This is a genomic window from Echinicola vietnamensis DSM 17526, assembly GCF_000325705.1.
GTDB classification, from domain to species: Bacteria; Bacteroidota; Bacteroidia; order Cytophagales; family Cyclobacteriaceae; genus Echinicola; species Echinicola vietnamensis.
The window spans coordinates 1791606-1815855 of record NC_019904.1 but is presented as its reverse complement, the minus strand read 5'-3'; the positions used below and the strand labels follow the sequence as shown (position 1 = coordinate 1815855).

Annotated in this window: 18 protein-coding genes; 5 read left to right on the top strand and 13 right to left on the bottom strand. The window is 46.7% G+C overall.

What is annotated here, in order from left to right; genetic code table 11:
• Positions 1 to 711, top strand: coding sequence for a gluconate 2-dehydrogenase subunit 3 family protein (locus ECHVI_RS07760; protein WP_015265407.1), 711 nt, complete (start codon positions 1 to 3; stop codon positions 709 to 711).
• A gap of 604 nt (positions 712 to 1315) precedes the next feature.
• On the opposite strand, the gene ECHVI_RS07750 is transcribed toward ECHVI_RS07760, so the two are convergent.
• Positions 1316 to 1765, bottom strand: a complete 450-nt coding sequence (locus tag ECHVI_RS07750) for a lipocalin family protein (RefSeq protein WP_157501293.1) — start codon at positions 1763 to 1765, stop codon at positions 1316 to 1318.
• 266 nt (positions 1766 to 2031) lie between these two features.
• Here ECHVI_RS07750 and ECHVI_RS07740 point away from each other — a divergent pair, with 266 nt between their 5' ends.
• Complete coding sequence (locus ECHVI_RS07740; RefSeq protein ID WP_015265404.1) at positions 2032 to 3405, top strand: Gfo/Idh/MocA family protein; 1374 nt, start codon at positions 2032 to 2034, stop codon at positions 3403 to 3405.
• 133 nt (positions 3406 to 3538) lie between these two features.
• On the opposite strand, the gene ECHVI_RS07735 is transcribed toward ECHVI_RS07740, so the two are convergent.
• From ECHVI_RS07735 to ECHVI_RS07715, 5 genes are all read right to left on the bottom strand, one after another.
• Positions 3539 to 4093: an REP-associated tyrosine transposase gene (locus tag ECHVI_RS07735; protein WP_015265403.1), complete on the bottom strand. Its 555-nt coding sequence runs from the start codon at positions 4091 to 4093 to the stop codon at positions 3539 to 3541.
• 181 nt (positions 4094 to 4274) lie between these two features.
• A complete protein-coding gene (locus tag ECHVI_RS07730; protein WP_015265402.1) occupies positions 4275 to 5621 on the bottom strand; it encodes an FGGY-family carbohydrate kinase in 1347 nt (448 codons plus the stop codon).
• Between the two features lie 242 nt (positions 5622 to 5863).
• Positions 5864 to 7147, bottom strand: coding sequence for a sugar isomerase (locus tag ECHVI_RS07725; RefSeq protein WP_015265401.1), 1284 nt, complete (start codon positions 7145 to 7147; stop codon positions 5864 to 5866).
• A gap of 2 nt (positions 7148 to 7149) precedes the next feature.
• The gene (locus tag ECHVI_RS07720; RefSeq protein ID WP_015265400.1) at positions 7150 to 9258 is read right to left on the bottom strand and encodes a bifunctional rhamnulose-1-phosphate aldolase/short-chain dehydrogenase; all 2109 of its coding nucleotides are present in this window, start codon (positions 9256 to 9258) and stop codon (positions 7150 to 7152) included.
• 126 nt (positions 9259 to 9384) lie between these two features.
• Complete coding sequence (locus tag ECHVI_RS07715) at positions 9385 to 11838, bottom strand: glycoside hydrolase family 31 protein (RefSeq protein WP_015265399.1); 2454 nt, start codon at positions 11836 to 11838, stop codon at positions 9385 to 9387.
• Positions 11839 to 12086: 248 nt separating this feature from the next.
• On the opposite strand from ECHVI_RS07715, the gene ECHVI_RS07705 reads away from it, so the two are divergent.
• From ECHVI_RS07705 to ECHVI_RS07695, 3 genes are read left to right on the top strand one after another with little or no spacing between them, the layout of a single operon-like run.
• Positions 12087 to 12824, top strand: a complete 738-nt coding sequence (locus ECHVI_RS07705; protein ID WP_015265397.1) for a (Fe-S)-binding protein — start codon at positions 12087 to 12089, stop codon at positions 12822 to 12824.
• Between the two features lie 33 nt (positions 12825 to 12857).
• The gene (locus ECHVI_RS07700) at positions 12858 to 14231 is read left to right on the top strand and encodes a lactate utilization protein B (RefSeq protein WP_015265396.1); all 1374 of its coding nucleotides are present in this window, start codon (positions 12858 to 12860) and stop codon (positions 14229 to 14231) included.
• Complete coding sequence (locus ECHVI_RS07695; RefSeq protein WP_015265395.1) at positions 14228 to 14815, top strand: LutC/YkgG family protein; 588 nt, start codon at positions 14228 to 14230, stop codon at positions 14813 to 14815. Before ECHVI_RS07700 ends, ECHVI_RS07695 begins: the two co-directional genes overlap by 4 nt.
• Positions 14816 to 14854: 39 nt before the next feature.
• Here ECHVI_RS07695 and ECHVI_RS07690 read toward each other — a convergent pair whose 3' ends face one another.
• From ECHVI_RS07690 to ECHVI_RS07660, 7 genes are all read right to left on the bottom strand, one after another.
• Positions 14855 to 15547 carry a potassium channel family protein gene (locus tag ECHVI_RS07690; RefSeq protein ID WP_015265394.1) on the bottom strand — a complete coding sequence of 231 codons (693 nt, stop codon included), beginning with the start codon at positions 15545 to 15547 and terminating at the stop codon, positions 14855 to 14857.
• A gap of 57 nt (positions 15548 to 15604) precedes the next feature.
• A complete protein-coding gene (locus tag ECHVI_RS07685) occupies positions 15605 to 17386 on the bottom strand; it encodes a TrkH family potassium uptake protein (RefSeq protein WP_015265393.1) in 1782 nt (593 codons plus the stop codon).
• Positions 17387 to 17462: 76 nt separating this feature from the next.
• On the bottom strand, positions 17463 to 18266 hold the full coding sequence (locus ECHVI_RS07680; RefSeq protein WP_015265392.1) for an ion transporter: 804 nt from the start codon (positions 18264 to 18266) through the stop codon (positions 17463 to 17465).
• A gap of 34 nt (positions 18267 to 18300) precedes the next feature.
• Positions 18301 to 18468 (bottom strand): YqaE/Pmp3 family membrane protein, encoded by a 168-nt coding sequence (locus tag ECHVI_RS23275; RefSeq protein WP_015265391.1) that lies wholly within the window; start codon positions 18466 to 18468, stop codon positions 18301 to 18303.
• Between the two features lie 35 nt (positions 18469 to 18503).
• A complete protein-coding gene (locus tag ECHVI_RS07670; protein ID WP_015265390.1) occupies positions 18504 to 19622 on the bottom strand; it encodes an AI-2E family transporter in 1119 nt (372 codons plus the stop codon).
• Between the two features lie 37 nt (positions 19623 to 19659).
• Positions 19660 to 20724 carry a hemolysin family protein gene (locus tag ECHVI_RS07665; protein ID WP_015265389.1) on the bottom strand — a complete coding sequence of 355 codons (1065 nt, stop codon included), beginning with the start codon at positions 20722 to 20724 and terminating at the stop codon, positions 19660 to 19662.
• 126 nt (positions 20725 to 20850) lie between these two features.
• The gene (locus tag ECHVI_RS07660) at positions 20851 to 24120 is read right to left on the bottom strand and encodes a S41 family peptidase (protein WP_015265388.1); all 3270 of its coding nucleotides are present in this window, start codon (positions 24118 to 24120) and stop codon (positions 20851 to 20853) included.
• Between the last annotated feature and the right edge of the window lie 130 nt (positions 24121 to 24250).

Genomic DNA, 24250 nt, shown 5'->3' with positions numbered 1-24250 from the left:
ATGAATAGAAGAGAGAATTTAAAACTGTTATTCACAGGTTCTTTAGCAACCGGCTTTTTTATGACAGGCTGTGGTCCTGAAGCACCCAAGGAGGTCGTCCACGCGCCTAAAATAGGTGACGGCACCAAGTGGGGCCGTACTCCTGAAGAAATGGCCTTGAATGCCGCGCTCAAAAAAGAGGAGTTTTTCACAGAAGATGAAATGAAAAAGCTGCATTACCTTGTCGATGTGATCATCCCCAAGGACGATGTTTCAGGCAGTGCCACCGATGCAGGCGTTCCGGATTTCATCGAATTTATTGTCAAGGACATGCCCCACTACAAAACCCCTATGCGAGGTGGGCTGATGTGGCTGGACACCCAGTCTGAAGACCGGTATGGTAAGCCGTTTATGGAAGCCAGCGAAGACGAGCGCATCAAAATCATTGATGATATTGCCTACCCTGACAAAGCCAAACCCGAAATGGAAAGAGGGGTTACGTTTTTCAATACACTCCGTGACTTGACGGCCACAGGCTTCTTCACTTCTCCGGAAGGGTTCAAAGATTTGGATTACAAAGGCAATACCCCGAATGTATGGACAGGGGTCCCTGATGATGTCATGGCCAAGCATGGTTTTAAGTTGGAAGAAAAATATCTCACGATATACATGAATCCCGATACACGGCATACTCTTGCCCAGTGGGATGACGAAGGAAATTTAATTGGTTAATTGTTTGTTTTGGATGTGAAAAGGCCATCCGCCACGGCGGATGGTTTTTTTTATGCCTTTTTCTATTCTTGAACTTTCTTTCGTTGAAACTGGCCTTTTAGACCAAGGAAGAGTTCTCTCTTGCATTGTTCACAACGTAATATCTCCACCACTACCCCACAAGAAATCCAAATGAAATGAAAACCATGATCAATTCCTCTACTATTTTTCATCCTCCTATTCGGAGGAATTGGCCCTCTGTTTTGAAGTGTGCTCATACAATTAACATTTTTAGGTGATATAAAACTTTAACATCCACTAAGGGAAAGACATCAATAAATGTCAGGTTGGGTAATTGCACTTCAGGTCGGAATTTTGGGCATTGTCTTGCACTATGTAGCGCCAAAATAATCAGCTACATCATAGCGCATACTAACTTAAAAATATCATAGAGAAGGAGTATTCTTTACCAAACAGTCACTTACATAACCATCATAAAACCAATGTTTTACAAAATTAATCAACCCGATTAATAATAAAAATACACTAAAACATGTATTTAAAAAAGTATATACTGCATTAAAAAATCGGCCTTATTTTAATTCATCAAGTCTTATCGCTAAAATCATTCAATTCGCTTCAAAACCATCTTGCCCTTATTTTCCCCAGCCTTTCCAATTGGAGAAAGCACCAAATGATCAGGCGTTAATTCAAGCATTGTAGCCTTTTTGTCTTCCTTCTTGCCCTCTGAGTGGATCACCAGTAACTTTCCTTCCTTTACGCGATAGGTAGCCTTCCGTTGGACGACGCTGCCGTCACTTAGATCAGTGTAGTTAACGCTGTCGGTGCTGGTAAAATGATAAAAAGTATTAGCGATGAAACGATCAATTTTTCTATCCATCCCTTCACGTGCTTGAGGAGATGCTGTGCGGTAAGCCTCCGATAGCCGGATATTTTCGATGGCATCATAACTTTTGAGCTTCCACTTCCCCTGCAGCATGGATGTATCCAAGTCTTGGCTGCTGGCCGAAACCCCATATAAAACAAGCCCAAATAGCAACAATAATCTTTTCATGTGAATCATCTAATCTGTTACATTAACCAAACCACCCGAAAATAATGTGCCACAGATAGGATTACTAACGAATAGGCCGAAAAAAAACTCGTTGCCCTCCTTTCTTTTAAAAGAAGAGGCCCATTCAACAAAGCTCCTTTTTATTTTGCCTACTATGCAAGCCTCATCAAACCCTCCCCCTAAACGCTGCATAATGCCAAATATGAAGTGATTTAAAAAACTTTTTGATTATATTAATTACCGATAAAACAATAACCCATAACACCATGTCAGATCAAACTACAAATCTTCATCGAAGAAGATTCCTTTCCAAAACCGGGGCGTTGGCAGCCGGTTCATTTTTCATTCACCCCATCGCCAAGGCCTTAAATCTACGTGAAAATCCTGCGCAAAAGCTGCGAGTAGCTTTAGTAGGCACAGGCATAAGAGGCACCAGCATGTTTGGCAGAAGCATCGTCGAGGACTATCCAAATGAAGTGGAATTTGTAGGGCTCTCGGATATCAACGAGGGCCGTCTGGCGTATGGCAAAACATACATTGGAGTAGATTGCCCCACTTTTGTGGATTTTGATGAAATGATGGCCACCGTAAAACCAGACGTCCTTATCGTGACCACCATGGACAGTACCCATGACCAATTCATCATCAAAGGCCTCGAAGCCGGCGCCAATGTCATCACCGAAAAGCCCATGACTACCGATGAGGTAAAGTGCCAAAACATCCTTGACGCGGAACGTCGCACGGGAAAACAGGTCATTGTCACCTTTAATTACCGCTACAGTCCCCACCGTCAAAAAATCTATGAGCTCCTCCATGGTGGGGAAATCGGCGAGGTCACCTCTGTGGATTTCCATTGGTATTTGGACACCGATCATGGCACCTCCTACTTTCGCCGTTGGCACGGTTACCGCGAAAAGGGCGGCACGCTGCTCGTCCACAAGGCTACGCACCACTTTGACCTGCTCAACTGGTGGCTAGACTCCGATCCAGCAGAGGTTTTCGCTTTCGGAAAATTAGAATTCTATGGTAAAAACGGCCCCTATCGTTCCACTAATTGTCGGCCTTGTCCCCACAAGGATGACTGTGACTTTTACTGGGACATCACCAAAAGCAAGCGCTTAATGGACCTCTATGTGGCCAACGAGGAATATGACGGCTATTTACGGGATGGCTGTGTTTACCGGGAAGACATTGATATTTATGATAAAATGGCGGTCCAGATCCGGTACATGAACGATGTACAAGTCAGCTACTCACTCACCACCTATTCACCTTACGAAGGATACCGCATCGCCTTTAACGGCACTAAAGGCCGATTGGAAGCCTGGATAAAAGAAAGTCAACCTTGGGAAGAAAAGCCAGCAGATGAACTTCGACTGACCAAGAATTTTGGTGATACGGAAATCATCACCATTCCCCACACAGGGGGAGGACATGGAGGTGGAGATGTGCGCCTGAAAGATAAACTCTTTAAAGACCCCAACATGGCGGATCCGTATCGGCAATCTGCCGGTACCCGTGACGGTGCCATGTCTATCCTAATTGGCATCGCTGCCCGAAAAAGTATCGAAACCAATAAACCAGTTTACATTTCAGACCTGGTGGACATTAAGCTCCAAGCCAAACGCCCTAAGGGCTAAAAGTCTGAAGACTTTTACAACACGGTATAGGTCCAAGTCTGAAGACTTGGGCCATTCTATGCCCTTGGTTCAAGTCGCCCTAGGTTCAAGTCTCCAGACTTGCAACCATTACTTACAGAAGTCTTCTGACTTCTCACCCAATAAATTTCACATCCAACACTTTATCCACCATCCCTGCATAATTTGCAGCACTGCTATATACATAATCCTCGGGCTGATATACAATTCCAGCCTTTACTGGATTCTGATGAATATAATTCAAGTAGTTTATCATCTTCTTCGTCGAATTTAACTCCAGTGGATGACTATGGTGCTGCCAAAATTGATATTTGGTATTGCTGGCCTTAAAACTTCCCGCCCTTTCAAAAAAATATAACAGCCAATCCTTCCTGCTTTCCTCCGTATTTTGCTCAATAGCCTCTAAAATTTTCACGGAAGTGTATTTTTTTACATCCCGGATGATTCCTTGAAGGGAACTCTTGCCATTTCTACCAATAATCAGATGGACGTGATTGGTCATGATGACAAAAGCATACACTTCCAACCCTTTATTATCCTGGCAAAATTTTAAGGAATCGATAAAAATATCCCTATAGCGATTCCGCGTAAACACGTCTATCCATCTTACAATGGTAAAAGTCACAAAATACAACTCATCCTGATCTCTGATTTGGTACTTTCTGCTCATTTTAACCTCCTTTAAAACAAGCTAATAAAAAAATAGGAAGTCTGAAGACTTCCATAAAGTATGAGGTCCAAGTAGACTTGGACCATGCTGTCCACTGGTTCCAGTCCGGGACTGAAACCGATACTTTCCACCGGTTTCAGTCTTCGGACTGGAACCGATACTTACAGAAGTCTTCAGACTTCTACGCCATCTTCTTTTCACTGGCCTCCAAGACCAAGGCCGCTCCATAGGCGGAGCCAAGCGGAAAATCCGAAAACTCCAATTCGCTTTCCGGGAGGTAATACCTTAACAATTCCATAAAAACCTCATTGTGGACAAAACCACCATCGATAAAAACCTTTTTGATACCTGAATTTCCCCTGGCCAATTTCAAGGACTCCACCTGCAGCAAGGTCAGTCCCCATATCAAATGATGATAAGCTTCATCAAAGTTGGCAAAGGATGCTGGGTTCCATTCATTCCCCTCATACAGCGCTTTTACCAGAGGCGTCTCCGCTATATGTCTGGGGTAAAAGGTATTGCTTACCTTGCCCGTCTTGATCGCTTTGATGATGGCCGGATTGGCTGGAACGGATTTATAAAATTTATCCGGTTTGCCAAAGTGCTTGTTGATTCGGTCGATTTGGTAATTAAACTCGTACCCCATGAAAAATCGGGATGCCTTCACCGGCTTGCCCTCGATACTGAGGAAATTCAGGCAGTCGTTGTGCAATTCATCCTTCGTCAGCGGATCTGTTGTAAAAGGATTCAGGGAAATGCTCCAAGTACCTGTAGAAATCAATAGAAAGGGCTCCTTCACCCGCACCAGATAGGAGGCCAGGGCAGAGGAACTGTCATGGATCCCTACACCGATATCCACCTTGCGCCCACACAGGTCGACCTGATACAATTGTCCGGTCGGTACGATATCAGGCAGCACCCGGTCAATGCCCTCCTGCTTTACCCAATCATGATATTGGTCTTTTTGGAAGTCCCATAGCCGCGTATGACAACCAATGGAAGTCGGTTCGCTGACGGCCTTTTTGGTAAACAAGTAGCTCAAGTACTGAGGGAAGTGCAGCGAATAGGCAATCTTGGAAAACAAATCAGGCTTGGTCTTCTTCAGCCAGTACAGCTGCAATCCTGAATTGAGCATCCCAAGGGATGGAGATGCCGTTTCGAGGTTATTGGTTTCTTCCGGATATTGCCGATAAAATTCGTCGATAATTTCCTGAGGGATTTCTTTCAGGTAATTATAAAGTGGCGTAAGCGGGTTTCCGTCCGCATCAATATGTACAAATGACGCACCGTAGGTGGAAAAATTGATTCCTTTGAGCGCATAATCCGGTGATTGGCATATTTCTTCTACCGTGGATGTAATCCATTCGGAAAGGGCCACCAAATCATCACATTCAAAACCATCTTCATCCTCCGTCAAGGGGATTTTATTGTACTCCTGCTTGATTTCATTGCTATGCTCATCAAACAAAAAGAACTTCTTATTGGTCTTTCCTATATCAAATATGGCAATTACCGGTATTGGCGTCATGGGAGGTGTTTTAATGATGCTTCTCGTTCGAAGCAGGAATAATAAAACCGACAATCCAGTTCAATTTTTTTCAGAAGAAAATCTCAAACCTATTAAACCCTTGAAAAAGAGATGAACGGACTGCCGGAATATATGGTGATAATTTTATGTTCTTGTTGCGTCCATGCAAGCATGCCAGACAAGACCATAACGGTCTCAACTCCTTCATGCCGCACAGGTCCGCAATGGGGCCAAACAGCCTGTTACAGCCCGGTGGAAATCACTTTCTCACCACGCTGGGCTATCAACTCCTTGCGGACATTAAGTTTTCTGTATGCCGCTATCGGATCAAGGGCTCCATCTGCCTGCAACCTGGCCTCTGCCAGCAAGGAGCGGACATCGGTGCGATAGGCAGCTTGCAGGATCTCTTGTGCCAAGGCCGGATCATTATTTTCCCGGGCCTCTTCCAAAGCATCCCGATCCACCAAAAGCGCCTGGGCATAGGCCAGCTTGATCGCTTCCAGTGATTGCAACAGGTCCTCCAAGGGATCCTTAAGGTTATGGCTGGCATCGATCATCCAAGCTGGATATGGATTGTTTGAGGAAGGATCTTCCATTCCGTCCACCAGTTCATTGAAGATCAAAAACAGCTGATATGGTTTCAGCGAGCCTACGGTCACGTCGTCATCGCCATATTTGGAGTCATTGAAGTGGAACCCTCCGAGCTTGCCCACCATCATCAGGGTGGCGACGATTTGCTCAATATTGGTATTGGGCAGGTGATGGCCCAGGTCCACCAAGCTATAAGCACGGTCACCCAGCTTATCGGCCAGCATGTGGGAAGTGCCCCAATCCTGTATCACCGTCGAATAGAAGTTCGGCTCGTAAGGCTTGTATTCCACAAACAACTTCCAGTCTTCAGGCATCCCCGCATAGATTTCCTGCAACGATTCCAACGTCCGTTGGAATGCCTTCTTAAAATTCAGCTGTCCCGGAAAAGAAGAGCCGTCGGCCAACCAAACCGTCAATGACTTGGACCCCAAGGCATCGCCATATTTGATCACTTCAAGGTTATGCTTCACCGCTTGGTCACGGACCTTCTTGTCTGCATGGCAAAGAGATCCAAACTTATAGGACAGCTCTTGGTCGGGTTGGTCCTGAAAAGTGTTGGAGTTTACTGCATCGAAGATCAACCCATGGGAAGCTGCCAGTTCTTTGATGGCTTGCACATCATTGGGAATATCCCATGGAATGTGCAATGAAATCGCCCCCGCAGATTGGCTCAACTGATGTAGCAGCCCTACATCGGAAATCTTGTCCTCCAAGGTACCTGGCTCCCCACCCCCGGAAAACCTTCCGAAACGGGTGCCACCAGTGCCCAGCGCCCAGCTCGGCACGGCCACTTGAAATTCCTTAAGTTTCTCTACAAGGACATTGACATCAATGCCTTTCTTTCCCAACACACTGCTCAAATGACCAAAACTCTCCCGGTGTTCCGAGAGAGCTTGGTCGTTTACTTCTTTTATTTTTTGCTTGTCTATTCGCATAATTATCTAACAAAGGCAGCGGCTACTCCGCCATCTACATTCAGAATATTACCGGTACATTTGCTAAGGTGACCGCCTACAAAGGCAAATACACCATTGGCAATGTCATCAACACCGATGATTTCGTTCAGGATCGTTCTTTTGGCATAGAAGGCCGGCAGTTCTTCTACCGTAATGCCATAGGCTTTTGCACGTCCTTTGGCCCATTCGCCTTCCCAGATTTTACTTCCTTCGATTACGGCATCTGGATTCACCACGTTTACGCGGATCTTGTCCTTGCCGAGCTCGGCAGCCAATAATCTGCTCATGTGTACTTGAGCCGCTTTGGCCGTACCATAACCCACGTTGTTTGGTCCAGATACAAGGGCATTCTTACTGGCAATATTGATGATGTCTCCGCCGAGGTTTTGGGCCCTCAAAGTCTCTACACCTGCTTTGGAAACAGCAAACTGACCTTTTACCAAGATGTCCTGCAGCAAGTCCCAATCTTGTTCGGAAGTTTGCTCGATAGGCTTGGAAATCGCCAAACCGGCACAGTTGACGATAATGTCCACTCCACCAAATTTCAACGCCGCTGCTTTGTACGCCTTGATGATATCGTCACCTTTGGTCACGTCCATCACAGCTCCTCCGCCAACGTCTTTGGAATAAGTGGCAACAGCACCATCCAATCGCTCTTGGTTGATGTCCGTGATGAATACACAGGCACCTTCACTGGCCAGCTTATCGGCAATGGCTTTACCGATTCCACCGGCACCACCTGTCACCAAAGCGACCTTTCTGGAAAGTGGCTGCTCTTTGGGCATTCTTTGCAGCTTGGCTTCTTCCAACAACCAGTATTCGATATCAAAAGCCTCTTGCAGTGGCAAGGCCACATATTCGGAAACGGCTTCAGCACCGCGCATTACGTTGATGGCATTGATGTAAAATTCGCTGGCCACACGTGCGGTTTGCTTGTTTTTGGCATAAGAGAACATGCCCACTCCCGGCCAGATGATGACCACTGGGTTCGGGTCGCGCATGGCTGGACTGTTGTCACGCTTATGGTCTTCGTAATATTTTTTATAGTACGCTCTGTACTCTTCGAAATCCTTGTCAAGTTTTTCCTTGATCTCATCGGCTTTGCTCAAATCCACATCAGCAGGGAAATCCAGCACCAAAGGCCTGATTTTGGTTCTGAGGAAGTGGTCAGGACAGCTTGTACCCAATGGCGCCAGCTTTTCAAGGTCATGGCTATTGGCAAACTGCAATACGCGCTCGTCATCGGTGAAGTGTCCCACCATTCTGTTATAGCCGGAAGCCAACCCTCTCAATACCGGGGCGATGATGGATGCCTGCTCTTGACGTTGTTCAGGAGCAAGGGATTCGATCTTTTGTCCACCGAATACTGGACGGTCTTTGCCGTAATTTTGCTCCAAGTACTCGGACGCCTTGTCAATGACCTCAAGGCTGTTGATATAGCATTCGTAAGCCGTATCTCCCCAAGTGAACAGTCCGTGTCCACCCAGCATGATGCCGCGGATACCAGGGTTCTCGTTCAATGCCTTTTCCAATTGCAAGGCCAGGTCAAAGCCGGGACGTTGCCATGGCACCCATGCAATCTGGCCTTCGAAAAGCTCTTCGGTGATCTTCTCACCATCCTTGGAAGCGGCAATTGCAATGGCTGCATCAGGGTGCAGGTGGTCAATGTGCTTAAACGGCAAGAACGCGTGCAATGGCGTGTCTATGGAAGGTGCCTTGGAATCCAGGTCATAGATGCAATGGTTGAACAACCCTACCATCTCGTCCTCAAATTCCAGCCCTCTGTAAACATTCTTCAAAGAATGCAACTTCTCCACATAAAGCCCGGCAAGGCCACTTCTCTTCAACGTACCGATATCACCACCGGATCCTTTTACCCACATCACCTCTGTCTCTTCCTTGGTCAAAGGATCGACTTCCGTGGTTTTACAACTGGTATTGCCTCCACCATAGTTGGTGATGCGAAGATCGGCGCCAAGGATATTGGACCGGTAAATCAAAAGGGCCACCTCATCCCCCTCAAGTTCCTGGGCTTTTTGCTCGTCCCAGAGGTAGTTAACATGCTTAAAAGTACGTTCTGCTGTGCTCATTATGTTATGTGTTTTTTAATTGCAGATTTGAAGTTTATAATAGCGAATTTATCCTTTTTAAACTAAAATACTGTCCTGTTCTGTACTGATAATACCGCCTGCATAAGGATTTGATCGTCAACCACATTACCTGACGTGAAATTGAATTTCTTCATCGTCGGCTTTTTCTCCGGCTGCCCAAAGCACGTTGGCTTCAGCATCATAGGCCCAGCCGGCTTCTCCTGCTCTTATCGCTGTGGCGTCAAGCGGCTGGAGGGCATCCCCATTTAGCTGCACTGCTTCGGGTTGAATATCGGTATGAATTTTCAGGACATAACTTCTGGCTCCCGGACGATAGTCCCCTTCTGATTTGCCCACCGAAATTTCCATGCCTTGGTCATCTGATGTGGCCCTAAAAAGCGTCTCGGCATAGTGCCCTTCCATGTACTTTTCAGACACTCCATCATCTTCAAACAGACGATACTCAGAAGTACCACCCGGGAAAATATCCAAGGTAATCGTACCAAAGGCTTCCTTATTGTCATACGCCACCTCATCCTGCATCGGGATAATAGCACCTGCTTTCACAAAGATGGGGAGCTCTTCCAGTGGCGTGACAATATTATAGTATTGCTTACCTTCATATTGGGTGCCATCCCAGTAGTCATACCACGTACCCTCAGGCAAATAAACGGTTCTGGTTTGGGCCTCTTTGGTCAACACTGGACAAACGATCATGTGGTCACCAAAATAGTACTGATCGTCGACGGTGTACGTATTGTAATCATCCTGGTGCTCCAATACCAATGCCCGCATGATTGGCTTCCCGGATTGGTATTGCTGGAAAGCCGTCGTATAGATATAAGGAATCAAGCGGTAGCGCAATTTGTCGTATTGGGTAAAGATTTCTTCTGCTTTTGCGCCATAATTCCAAGGCTCTTTATAACCCGGATGATCCATACCAAACACATGCGCTACAGGGCTAAACATGCCAAACTGTACCCATCTGGAAAATAATTCTGGATCTGCCTGATGCTCAAAGCCTCCCATATTATGCGACCAATATCCTACGCCCGATAGGCCAATATTGATTCCTGCTTTGATCACGGGGCCATAATACTGCCATTCACTTGGCCAGTCTCCAGCCCAAATGAAGGGATACCGCTGAATCCCGGCATAACCTTCCCGGGTATGGTTCATTCCTCGCATTCCGTTGTAGGCCTTGAACTTTTCGTAAGGGGCCTTTGCATACGCTACAGGAAAGGCATTGTGCAACCTTCGGGCCTCTTCAGTCCTTGGGCCAGTCTTGTCGCTTTCATTGGCCTTCCGGCCAAAAGCACTCCCTTCATCGGTTTTCAGGAACATGGCGCCAATCTCCGCAATCCGCATCACACCATTTTCCCACCACCAGTCTACAGCTTCTTCATCAAAGAAATTGACGAACTCGCCAGGATTGTCCTCCTCTGGGTAAACAAATCCCTGTTCACGGGCTTGATTCAGTAAATCCAGCTGCTTGCCATTATCAAACCGGGGCCTTAAATGCAGTCCCACCATATTGATATCCATGGCATAAAGGCTATCAAACATACTTGCCGGATCCTTAAAAGTCTCTCTCCACTCAAAAGTCGTCGCACCACTTCCGCCGTTTTCACCAAACATTCTCCAAGTGGAATCCAAGTGCAGTACATCGAAAGGAATTCCCTTTTCCCTGTACTTCCGCGCCAATTCCACGACATAATGCGTACTGGTCATCTCCTCATGGCCCCAAGTACCGCCACTGTAGGTCCCCACTTGAAGCCCATGGGCAAAACGCGGCAACAACGGCGACCTTCCCGTCAGACCTGTGTAATGATACAGCAACTTGGAAAAATCCGGACCATACATAAAGAAGTAATCCAGCTCACCTCCCTCGGCCTCGAAACTCAGGTGCTCATTGCTCTCCGAGCCAAGGTCCCAATGGGTCGCGTAGCTATTGTGAAAAAAGATCCCGTAGCCTTTTGTACTCATAAAGAAAGGTACGGGCGCATAATTGGCCTCCAGCACATTATAAGCACCGATGATATGAGGCCTTCCCAATCCTCTTCCCACATTTAAGTCCACTTCCTTTCCCCTTCGATCGAGGAAATCCATTCGCTCTCCAAAGCCGAAAAAATGCTCATCCGGCTGAAGGGTCTTAATTGCCCCCACGACCCTATCATCTTGATAAGCACCCCCGTCGACATCTGAAACATCCTCACCCGAAAGCAAGTTTCCTTGCGTGTCATACACGGCCAGGTTCAGGCTGAATTCGTCCACCTTTACCAACAACCTGCCGGTGTCGAAGACAAAGGTGCCCTCTTTCTGGGTGGTCTGGACAGGAAGAAGATCAAAAGCTTGCTGCTTGAGCATATAAGAAAAGTGCTCTTCCGGCTCCTCTCCCCAAAAGGTCTTTACGCGAAACACCTCTGGAGAGTGAAACTGCAATTGCAGGGTTTTGTTCCCCGCAGTAATTCGATAGGTATTTTGGTCTTTTGAAAGCTTTCCTGAACTACTTTGAGCCAGTATAAGGCTGGTTTGGGTCAAGAAAATGAAAATAGCTGCAAAGAAATGTTTATGATTCATGAAGCTGTTAATTGATTTTATAGGTTTATTTAAGGTAACTTTATCCTTTATAAAGGCAAGGATAATGTGGCCATTGACGGGAAATATAATTCATTTTCCGTCCAATGGTGTACTTTACTTACCTGTCCCCCGACCAAACAGTGCCATATTCGCCGCTTGGGCTTTTGCAGTATCAGATGCTAAACAGTATGGTGCAGGATGAATGTTTTGGCGGCCAAACCTATATTGGGAATTAGAATCTAAAAACTATGCGAGTAGGACTCTTTATACCTTGTTATGTAGATCAGTTTTATCCAGGCGCAGCGCAAGCCACGTTGGAGCTGTTGGAAAAATACGGCATGGATGTCGTGTACCCCCTTTCCCAAACCTGCTGTGGCCAGCCAATGGCCAACTCCGGGTATGAAAGGTATGGGAAGGCCTCTTCGGAGCTCTTTTTGGAGAACTTCGGTGAGTTTGAGTACATCGTGGCTCCTTCTGGAAGCTGTACGCTACATGTAAAAGACCACGTACTTCCCAAAACGGCCGAGGCTCCCAAAATCTATGAACTTTGTGAATTTCTTACGGACATCCTGAAGGTGGACCACGTAGATGCCAGTTTTCCGTACAAAGTAGGCTTCCACTCCAGCTGCCACGGACTGCGCGGACTGCGTTTGGCCAAATGCTCCGAGCGGATGGATGAAGAGTTTAACAAACCCCTTTCCCTGCTGAGCAAAGTCAAAGGCATCGAAATGGTGGAGCTTGACCGCAAAGATGAGTGCTGCGGCTTTGGAGGTACTTTTGCCGTGGCAGAAGAAGCCGTTTCCGTCACCATGGGCAATGACCGGATCGCCGACCACCAGCGTAATGGGGTGGAAGTGCTCACTGGAGCAGATATGTCCTGCCTCATGCACATGCAAGGCCTTCTCAAACGCCAAAAAAGCCCCATCAAAGTCATGCACATTGCCGAAATCCTGAATGGAAATGATGTCATGGATCGCGAGGTATAAGTCCTGAGACAATAGTTAAAATTTAATGGAAACATGAAAGCAAAGACCCACGCCGAAGAGGCGGCAGCATTTATAAAAGACGATGCCAGGACCCATTGGCATGATGAGACCCTCTGGCACGTCCGCTCCAACAGGGATCGCTCGGCCCAGGGAATTCCAGAATGGGAAACCTTGAGGGATACTGCTTCAGCTACCAAAAACTATGTGCTTTCACATTTGGGGGAATTGCTGGAGCAGTTTGAAGCAAACGCAAAAGCCAATGGCGTCGAAGTCCTTTGGGCACGGGATGACAAAGAGCACAACGAGCATGTCTACCGCATCCTGCAAGAAAATAAGGTCAGCAATATCGTCAAAAGTAAATCCATTCTGACGGAAGAATGTGGCCTCAATCATTACCTGGAAAAGAAAGGCTATGACGTGGTGGACACTGATCTGGGCGAACGCATCATCCAGTTTGCAAAACAGACGCCCAGCCATATCGTCTTGCCCGCCATACACCTCAAAAAGCAGGACATTGGCGAGATTTTCCACGACCATATCGGCACCAAAAAAGGCGCTTCCGACCCCAATTACCTGACAGAGGCCGCCAGGCAGCACCTTCGTAAAAAGTTTGTTGAGGCCAATGCCGCCATCACCGGGGTCAATTTTGGCATTGCGGAGACCGGTGGTTTTGTGGTCTGCACCAATGAAGGCAATGCGGACATGGGCACCCACTTGGCCGATGTACACATCGCCTGTATGGGCATCGAAAAACTCATTCCCCGGGCTGCCGACCTTGGGGTATTCCTACGGCTATTGGCACGAAGTGCTACCGGACAGAGCATCACCAATTACAGCTCTCACTTCCACCGCCCTGCCAAAGGCAAAAAGCTTTACATCATCCTCGTGGATAATGGCAGAACAGCACAACTGGGCCGGGAAGACTTTAAAAACTCCCTGAAATGCATTCGTTGCGGCGCATGCATGAACACCTGCCCGATCTACCGTAGAAGCGGAGGCCACAGCTACAACTATACCGTCCCCGGACCAATCGGATCCATCCTTTCTCCTGGAAGGGACCTAAAGCAATACAGTACCTTGCCTTTTGCTTCCACCCTGTGCGGATCATGCTCAGATGTGTGTCCAGTAAAAATCAATATCCATGAACAGCTGTACAAATGGCGACAAGTCATCACGGAAAACACCAATGTGGATAAAAGCAAACAGCTTTCCATGAAAGTGGCCGGAATGACCTTTGGCAAGCCGGTACTTTATGACCTTGCCGGGAAAATGGCCCGAACAGCCCTGAAAATCACCCCCAAAAGCCTTGTGTACAGCAGCCTCAACGTTTGGGGAAAACACCGGGACCTCCCTGAAGTCCCCAAGGAGAGTTTTAAGGAATGGTTTAAGAAAAACAGAAAACAATGACGAGCAAGGAATCCATATTAGCAGCCATCAAGAACAACAAACCGGAAGCCAGTTCCTTACCCGACCTTTTGTCTTTCCCTGAGGAAGATCATCTCATCGAACGGTACGAAAAAGGCCTGACGGGCAATGGCGGCAAACTAAAGGTGGTGGATACTTTGGCGGAAGTGGAAGCCTTTGTGAAGGAAAATTATTCCAATGACCAGCTCATTGCATCATTGGTGGATGAAGTAAAAGGAAATGTGGACGTCCATAAAATTTCCGATCCTCACGACCTGGAGCATGTCGAATTGGCCATTTTGAAGGGAGCATTAGGGGTCTCAGAAAATGGCGCCATTTGGATGCCTGAAAAGAACATCGTCCATCGCGTGCTGCCATTTATCGCCCAGCACCTGATCATCGTCATTCATGAAGAAACCCTGCTCACCAACATGCACCAAGCGTACGAAAAAGTCCAAGTCGCGGCGGATGGTTATGGTGTATTCATCGCCGGCCCTTCCAAGACGGCGGACATCGAGCAGTCCCTGGTCATCGGAGCCCACGGCCCAAGAAGCTTGACGGTGTTTTTGCTGAAAAAACAAGGTTAATGAAAAACGATAAAGGGGGATTTCACTTCCCCCTTATCGTTACTCTTCATTTAGGTCCAGCACTTTTTGGATATCTTTGATATCCCCGAAAAGGACCAAAATATCCCCCTCCTCGATGACCGTACTGCCACTAACCACACCGAGGACTTTCTGCCGCTCTTGCATGTCACCAAAAAGGTTTGGACGATTTCTGACTTTGATAATGGTCAGGATGTTGACGTTGAAACGATTTCTCACATCCGTTTCCCCAATGGTTTTTCCGATAAACTCATTTGGCGCATTCAGCTCCACAATATTGTACCCATCTGAGATATCAAAGCTGTCGATTACGCCCTTCATCTCCAACTTCTTCGCCAATCGCTCGGCCGTCTCTTCCTCGGGATGAATGATCTCATCAATTCCAATGGCCTTAATGACCGTCTCATGGGTATTGGTGATGGCGCGGCTAATGATCCGCTTGGCTTTCAGCTCTTTAAAAACTGCCGTAGCCATAATAGATGCCCCCATATCTTCTCCTATGGCAATCAATACCACATCGGTATCCTTTATGGGCAAATTCTTGACCGCCTGCTTATCTGTGGCATTCATACAAATGGTATGGGTAACCTTGTCCTTGACCCCTTCGATCTTAGACATGTCACTGTCCACACCAATGACTTCATGCCCCTTGTCCGTCAGCCTTGCTGCCAGATAGGCTCCAAAATTTCCCATTCCCACGATGATAAACTTCATATTCTTGGTCGTTATTTTTCAATTAATGGATAGTGCATTATGCGGTTAAAATTCGGATCATGTAATAAAAACACTCTCCTCAGGATAGCGGTAACTCTGGTTCTTGACACCTTTACTCAGCGCGATCAGCAAGGTCAATATCCCGACTCTTCCAATGAACATGGTCATGATCAATACCATCTTGCTGCCAAAGCTCAAACTTCCCGTAATCCCCAAACTCAGCCCCACGGTGGAAAAAGCCGAAAATGCTTCAAACACCACGCTGATCAGCGGAAGATCGCGGTCAAATAGCGTCAAGGCAAAAACCGCCAACCCTATGATCATAAAAGACAAAAAGGTTACCGTAAAAGCTTTCCTCAAGGTACTGCTGGAAATTTCCCTCCTGAACACCTCTACCCGATCCTTGCCTTTGGCTATGCTGAAAGCACTTAAAATGGCCACCGCAAATGTACTGGTCTTCAAACCACCTCCTGTAGAACCCGGAGAAGCCCCGATCCACATCAGCAGTAAATAAATCAATACGGTCGGCACAGAAAGTGCGGTCATGTCCACGGTATTGAAGCCTGCTGTCCGAGGAGTGACTGCCCCAAAAAAAGAAGTGACGACTTTCCCATAGGTATCCAAGCCCGCCAAAGTATGGTCATACTCCAGCATCCAGTAGGAAACAAAACCAACCAGTATCAATATTCCCGTGGTCAATACAATCAACCTGGTCCCGATATTGACCACCCTTGGCAAATGCCGGTAGCTCTCACCATAAGCTATCTTTCTGTACATCCCCCGCACAAAATGCCGCAAGTATCCGTAATAGTTTAGCACCACCGGAAATCCTATTCCTCCAAAAATAATGGAAAAGGCTATCACCAACTGCATCGTGTAGTTGTCCCGAAAACCTTCTTCATAAAGCCCATTGCTCAGGACACTAAATCCTGCATTACAAAATCCTGAAATGCTGTGAAAGATGCTGAAAAATATCATTTCCCCTACTCCGCCAAACAAATCATTGTCCAATGAAACAAAGATCAGCACGGCAGCGACTCCCTCCACCAAGAAGGTAAACAGGATTATTTTCATCAGGGTACTGAATATTTGACCAAAATCATCCTCATTGATAAAATCCTTTAAAAAGAGTTGGTTTTGGATGCTGAAGCTTCCTCGAAAGAAAAACCCAAAGAAACTGGTAAAAGTCATCATCCCCAGCCCTCCCAGCTGGAACAACAGCATAATGATCAGCTGTCCAAAAAGAGTGAAATCTTTGGCGGTATCCAATACAATAAGCCCCGTAACGCAAACCGCACTGGTCGCCGTAAATAGCGCGTCCACCAAATGGATCGGTTGATGGGTGGCGTTTGGCAACATCAGCAAAACCGTCCCGATCAGGATCAACACCAAAAAGCTCAGGATAAATATCAGTGGCGGGTTTAGCTGCAATTCATTGACGCCCAAACTTACCTTGGATAATTCAATCAAAAACACCCCGGCCACCAACAGGTCCACCAAAAAGCGGTCCGTCGTCGCTTGGGTAATTACGTCCAAGCCAGGAACCGAATAGTCTGTGAAAATAAATAATAGGATCCCACTAATGAGCAAGATGGCGATCAGCTCCGAAATTCTTTTTTTGGTAAAGCCTCCCGTCTTTGATTTTACCAAAAAATATAGCGCAAGGTATCCCGCCCAAATGGATGAAAGCATCACTTTTAGCAGCAAATGGGAATCCGTCACTGTCAAAAACGGCTTTTTGAAGCCTTCCTCATAAATCACCAAAGCAAAAGCCGTAAAGCTCAGCACCAGGATTACCTTTTCGATGATTTGTTTGAGCAGCTTTTTGTTCACATTCATACCCTTTAAATAATGGCAGTAAAGTTAGTCCATCTTTGTAGAAAACAAGCGTGGACAAATGGTTTTGTCATGGGTACTAAAGCCTGGTCCCACAATATTTACAATGATAGGCATCATCGTCATGGCCCGAAGCATGACAGGTATGACATACCCGCTCATCTTGCTTTCTCCGCTTGCTGGATGCTGATATTTCAGAAGTGACGATTCCTGTGGGCACTGCTATGATCGCATACCCCAACAGCATGATCAAAGAAGCCATAAATTGCCCAAGAGGAGTGGCAGGTGAGATGTCTCCATACCCAACTGTCGTCAAGGTCACAATGGCCCAGTACATAGCGGTAGGGATGCTGGTAAAACCACTCTCCGGTCCTTCGATAAAAAACATGACCGTTCCCATGACCAACACGATGGTCACGACAGATCCCAGGAAAACCTGAATCTTCAAACGGCTATTGTACAAGGCGTCCGTCAGTACCTGCGCCTCCCTGAGGTATCGTCCAAGCTTCAGTACCCGCAGCACCCTCAAAAACCGTAAGGCCCTGACCACCGCAAGAAAATGGCTGTTGGCCACGATCAAACTAAGGTAGGTGGGCAGAATCGCCAGCAAGTCTACTAGTCCATAGAAGCTGAAAACATAACCCGCCGTACGCCTGCTTAGCCAGACCCGCAACAGGTATTCCATGGTAAATAGAATGGTAAAGCTCCACTCCAAGAGGTAAAACACTGTGCCATATTCCTTATGTAGCTCTTGGACAGAGTCTAAAATCGCTATGGTCACACTGCCTAGAATCGCCACCAATAAAACTATATCAAAACGCTTTGATGCAGTATCATCAGATTCAAAAACAATATGGGCGAGCCTTTTTCTTGTCAAGTCCATGGGGAAACCATCTTCATGGTGTTTTCAGTATTTACTACTCACTTTGCTTGGCAATGATCCATACCGCATGGACAATTCCCGGAATAAACCCGAGCAGGGTCAACAACACATTTATCCAAAAAGATTTTCCTAATCCAACGGTAAAAAAGACCCCTAATGGAGGTAAAATTACAGCTAGAATAATACGAATAAGGTTTGACATCTTAACTTAGGTTTTATATTTCTACAAAAAGACAATTATTCATCGGAAGGTTTATCAAGTTTATGCTTCTCTCGTAATCTATCAAAAGAATCTTTCTTGATATGATCAGCATCCGGCTCCCCTATCAAGAAGCTGAACGGCTGAGTGGCATCGGTCATTTCAAAAATTATTTTCATGACTGCTACCATCGGCAAGGCCAGTATCAATCCTCCCAAACCAAATAGCATCCCGCCCAATAGCAAGGAAATAATGGCCACCAATGGATTAAGGCTCACTTTTCCTCCCACAATATTGGGGGTGATAAAGTTCCCCTCCAAAAACTGCACCACCTGAAACCAACCGATAACCCCCAAGGCATACCAATAACTGTCCATAGTAGCCAAGGCAAACAATGCCGGCACCAACGAGCCGATGGCTACGCCAATATAAGGGATCAAAATCAATATGGCAGCCAAGGTTCCAAAAAACCATGCATATTCCAGCCCCATGATCAGTAAACCAACCGTATTGAGAACTGCTACGATACCCATCACCGTCACCAGCCCCAAAAGGTAACTTTGGATAACATGGTAAATCCTATTGATGGTATCCATGACTTTACTGGCCGGGGCACCTTTCACCGCTTGGATAAGGAAATCCTTAAAGAAGTCTCGATAATACAGGAAAAAGAAGGTATAAAGCGGCACCAATACGCCATTGGCAAGGGTACCACCTGCCGAGCTGAATACAGAGGTCAAGTACTTTCCTACACCGGACAGTTGCTTTTGGCCTGCCTCACGGATGCGCTGGGTCAGCTCTCCTGGCCTCAGGCCAAATGTCGATTCCAGCCATCCCTGGATACTGTCGTATATCATCCCAAAATTATGGGCAATATCCTGACCGTCTTTTCCGATGACGATCACCTGATGGACGATAAAGTACAGCAACGCCGATAACACCAATGTGGCTATAATGACCGAAATGATGGAAGCTGCCGCCCTGGGCAGTTTCATCTTTTCCAAAAAATTGCAAATTGGAAATAGCATAATGGAAATAACCAAGGCAAACATCAAAGGCACTAAAACACTCTTAAGAAAATAAGCGATGGCCACTGTCAAAAACAAGACGATGAGTTTTGCCGCTAAAATGATACTACTGGGATATTGCTTTTCCATAAAACGTAATTGAAACTGGTTCTGTTAATGTTTTCCGTTAATCGATGTTTTCGCCTGGGTTATCGAAGATAAGGCCCATTTTTTTTGCTCTTTCTGCCCATTTGTTCCGTGCCAATACTTGCATATCTCGTTCTTCATCACTTTCATCCTGAATCTCCATTCCTAATAGGGTCTCTAGAATATCCTCCATCGTGACAATCCCCGACATACCTCCATATTTGTCCACGACCAAGGCCACGTGCTCTCGCTTATTGAGCATGGTTTCCAGTACCGTAGGAATTGGATAATGCTCATAAACGATGGTGATTTCCCGCTTTAATTCCACCAATTTTTTCTCAAACTGATCTTCTGCCATTGCAGCGAGCACATCATGCTTCATGATATAACCTGAAATATTGTCAATGGTTTTATGATAAATAGGAAATCTCGAAAACCGTTTGGAATCAGATTTGGCATAAAAATCCTTAACGGTTTCACTTTCTTCCATGGCTACTGTGACCGTTCTGGGTGTCATCACGTTGGCCACTAAAATGGACCTGAACCGGATCAGGTTCTGGATGATTTTGGACTCGTCTTCCCTGAACACTCCTTCTTTCGTGGCGATGGTGGTCATCGCCGCCAGCTCCTCCCGGCTTGTGGTATGCTCCTCTGCGGATTTGAAAAACTGGGTCAGGTACTCCGAAACCTTCACCAACGGATAAAGGCCATAAATCATCACCTTGAGAATACCTCCGATAAAAGGGGCCATCTGCTTCCAATAATTGGCACCAATGGACTTGGGGATTATTTCAGAAAAAACCAAAATCGCAATGGTCAGCCCCGCTGAGATATAACCAAAATACTGCTGCCCAAATACCTCCACGGCTTGGGCTCCCACGCCTGCTGCACCTACGGTATGGGCAATGGTATTGAAGGATAATATGGCCGCCAATGGCTGGTTGATGTTTTCTTTTAGCCGCATTAACTGTTTGGCATAGGCCTTTCCCTTTTCCTGCTGAGTAGCAATGTACGAAGGGGTAATACTCAGTAATGCCGCCTCCAACATGGAACATAAAAAAGACACCCCTATCGCCAGTGTCAGGTAAAGGATCAATAAAACCATAAATGTGTATGTGGTATTGTCATTTAAATTACTAAAAATAAACAGGTTCTTCAATGAGGTATAAAAAAATCATGCCATGACTGGTGCCATGACATGATATCTTTTCCTTCAATGATAACAACTCCATCATTTCACCTCATACGCCGGAACCTTGGGCTGAACAGATGGCTGCTGCTTCAGCAGTCTCAATGTTTCCTCAATGGCCTTTTCCAACTGCGGATCTGTTCCATTGGCCAGCGCGGTAGGATCTTCGGCCACTTCAATATCAGGATCTACCCCGTGGCCTTCCTTAAACCATTCTCCACTCGGATCAAACATCCGGAAGGTGGGCACGGTCACCGAACCTCCATCGATCAAGGAAGGGGCTCCGGAAATACCGATCAAGCCTCCCCAAGTACGGGTGCCAATCAGCGGGCCGAGGCCTGCCTTGCGGAAGTAATCAGGAAAGGCATCTCCACCCGACCCACTCCAGCCATTGATCAGCATGACTTTGGGACCAAAGTTGGCCACCTGCGGCCATTGCCATGTTTCCCCATCCCGTACAGCCCAAAAGGCCAATGGCTTCCGGTTAAGTAACTCTACAAAACGGTCCGGAATCTGGCCTCCGTTATTGAAGCGCTCATCGATGATCAACCCCTCCTTATCAAACTGGGCATAAAACATCCTCGCCAATTCCTGCTGGCCGTCATAACCGGTGCTGGGAACATAGATATAACCTATTTTACCATCCGTGGCTTCTTCAACCCGCTTCCTGTTTTCCTCTATCCAAGCCAAATTCCGTAAGCGCGTTTCAGTGCCCAAGGTCTTGACCATGACTTTTTTACTTCCGTCCAAGCTGGCCTGATCATTTACCGTCAACTCCACTGTCTCTCCGGCCAAATCCTCAAAGGCCGCCCAAGGATCCTTTTCCATGTCTATAGGAACCCCATTTACGGCTAGGATAAAGTCACCTTCACTGATATCCACACCGGCCTCGTCCAGTGGTGACCTGGCTTCGCTGTCCCAAGGAGCTCCCCTGATAATTTCTTTCACGAAATAGGCGTCGTCCTTTTCACCCCAGTCAATGCCCAAATAGCCAATGGACTTGCTGGAAGTACTTTCTGTATCTCCTCCTCCCCGGTAGGTATGGGAAGCACTGATTTCCCCGATCAGCTCACCTATGATGTAATTGACATCTTCTCGGGTGATGGCATGGTCGATCAATTTGCCATAATGGTCACGCATGGCCTCCCAGTCTACCCCGTGCATGTTTGGATCATAGAAGAAATCTCGCTCCAATCGCCAGGCGTCGTTAAAAATTTGCCGCCACTCTGCCTTGGGCTCCAAGATCATCTCTATTTTGTCCGTAGGCATTTTGTCCTCCAGCTTCTTTCCTTCCCCGATACCGATGATGCCAAAAGAACCTTGTGACACTACCAATGCTTTCTCGCCATTGGCGGTCAATCTATAACCGCTGACATTGCCCATGATCGTTTTGGATTCTCGTGCCTCCACATCATAGTAAGCCAATTCGGATTGATGGGAGTCCGATCCGTTTGTGGGATGCTTCAGGTAAAGGACTTTTCCTTTTACCGCTCCTAGACTACTATAATTTCCAGCAGATGGAGGCAATACCACCATTCGACGCTCCAAACCGTCCCAATCAATTTTCACCTTGTCGCTGTCTTCTTCTGTATCCGCATCATCGCTTTTATCCTTCTTGCTTTTTTTGCTTTTGTCCTCTTCCTTGGCCGATTGCTCCTCCTCCTTTACGGAAGTGGAATCATTTTTTGGGGCCAAGGGAGAAGCCGTTTCTTTAAGCAACGGAATGGCAGCCAATTGGGTAGCATTGGCATACACCCAAGTGCCCTCAAAATCACTGTACACGGGATCAAAATCCCTGTTGGTCAAACAGTAAAGATACTTTCCCTCTGGGCCGAACACGGGATTATTATCGCTGTAAAAGCCTGAAGTGATTTGGTGAAGTGCTTCCTCTTCAATGTCGAATACCGCGATGGCATTGTGCTGGTTGGTCAGGTTCTTCTCGAATGCCAAATACCTGCTGTCCGGTGACCAAGAAACAGAAAAATTGTCCAGCCCATATTGAAAAAGAGACTTCTGCTTGTCCACATGGGTCGTTTTGTCTTTTTCCTTATCGTAGACATAAATATCCATGGCCTTGTCCACGAATGCCACTTTCTTACTGTCGGGTGACCAATAAAGCTGGTAACGATAGCCGGCCCCATAGGCACTGAGGGTCTTTTCTGCCCCACCGTTTTTCAAGTCCTTGATGGTCAATTCGTACTCTCCAGTCCGGTCACTCCAGTACGCCACATACCGCCCATCAGGAGACCAAGCAGGATATCGCTCCGCCACACCAGAAGACTGGGTCAGGTTGATCACCGGACCGTCCTTGGCAGGTACTGAAAAGAGTTCTCCCCTTGCCTCGAACACCGCACGGTTTCCATCATAACTGGGCCAAACATTCTGGATATAGCGCTTCACATTTTCCTTTCGCGGCATCAGGGCCGTTACGTCGCTGCTTACCTGGATGCTTACTGCTTCAAACTCCCCTGACGACAGGTCCAAAAGGTAAATCTCACCTCCTGCGGTAAATACAATCTCATCCTTGCCAATACTTGGGAAAAGCACATCATACGCGCTGAAATCCGTAATCTGAGCGATTTCCTTGGTGGCTAAATCATAACTGTAAATATTATTTCGCTGATGTGCTCCACGATCCGACAGGAAATAGATCTTATCCGCTGTCCACATGGGAAATTCATCGTTATAAATGCTATTGCTGATGTTTTCAGAAGCATTGCTGGCCAGATCAAAGGTGAAAATATCAGTGGCCATGCCGCCTTTATAGCGCTTCCAAGTTCGGAATGCCCGGCTCTTAGGGGTGTACGCTATCTTGTTTCCATCTGGAGAAATCATCCCAAACTCCCCATAAGGAACTGGGAGCTTTTCTGGCAAGCCTCCATCAACAGACACCTTATAGAACTGATTGTATCGTTGCTTTTCACTTTCCCGGGACGAGGCAAACAAAATATGGTTCCCATCGCCATACCAGTCCACCATGCGGTCACTCATACCATGATACGTCAATCGCTGCGGCATGCCTCCCTGGAATGGCATCACGTAGACATCCGAATTGCCATTATAAACACCGCTGAAGGCCACCTTGGATCCATCAGGTGAAAACTTCGGGAAGGACTCTGTCCCTTTTGAGGTCGTCAGGCGATTGGCCAACCCTCCAGTTTTAGGGACTATCCAAATGTCACCACCATAGCTGAAGGTGATATGTGTATCCGAGACATCTGGATATTGGGCAATTTTGGCATCCAATTGGGCCCAGCTGACAAAAGGCACCAGCAATGCCGCACCCAATAATTTGCTAAGTTTCTTAAACATAATCTCTGAAAGTTTTAGGAAAAATTATTTTGATACAAAAGCCCATATCGTTCGCCATCGTGCACAAATCCTCCCAAAAACCATTCGGGCTTTCCAAAGATAAAAAAATCCTTGAAAGTGGTGTAAAATA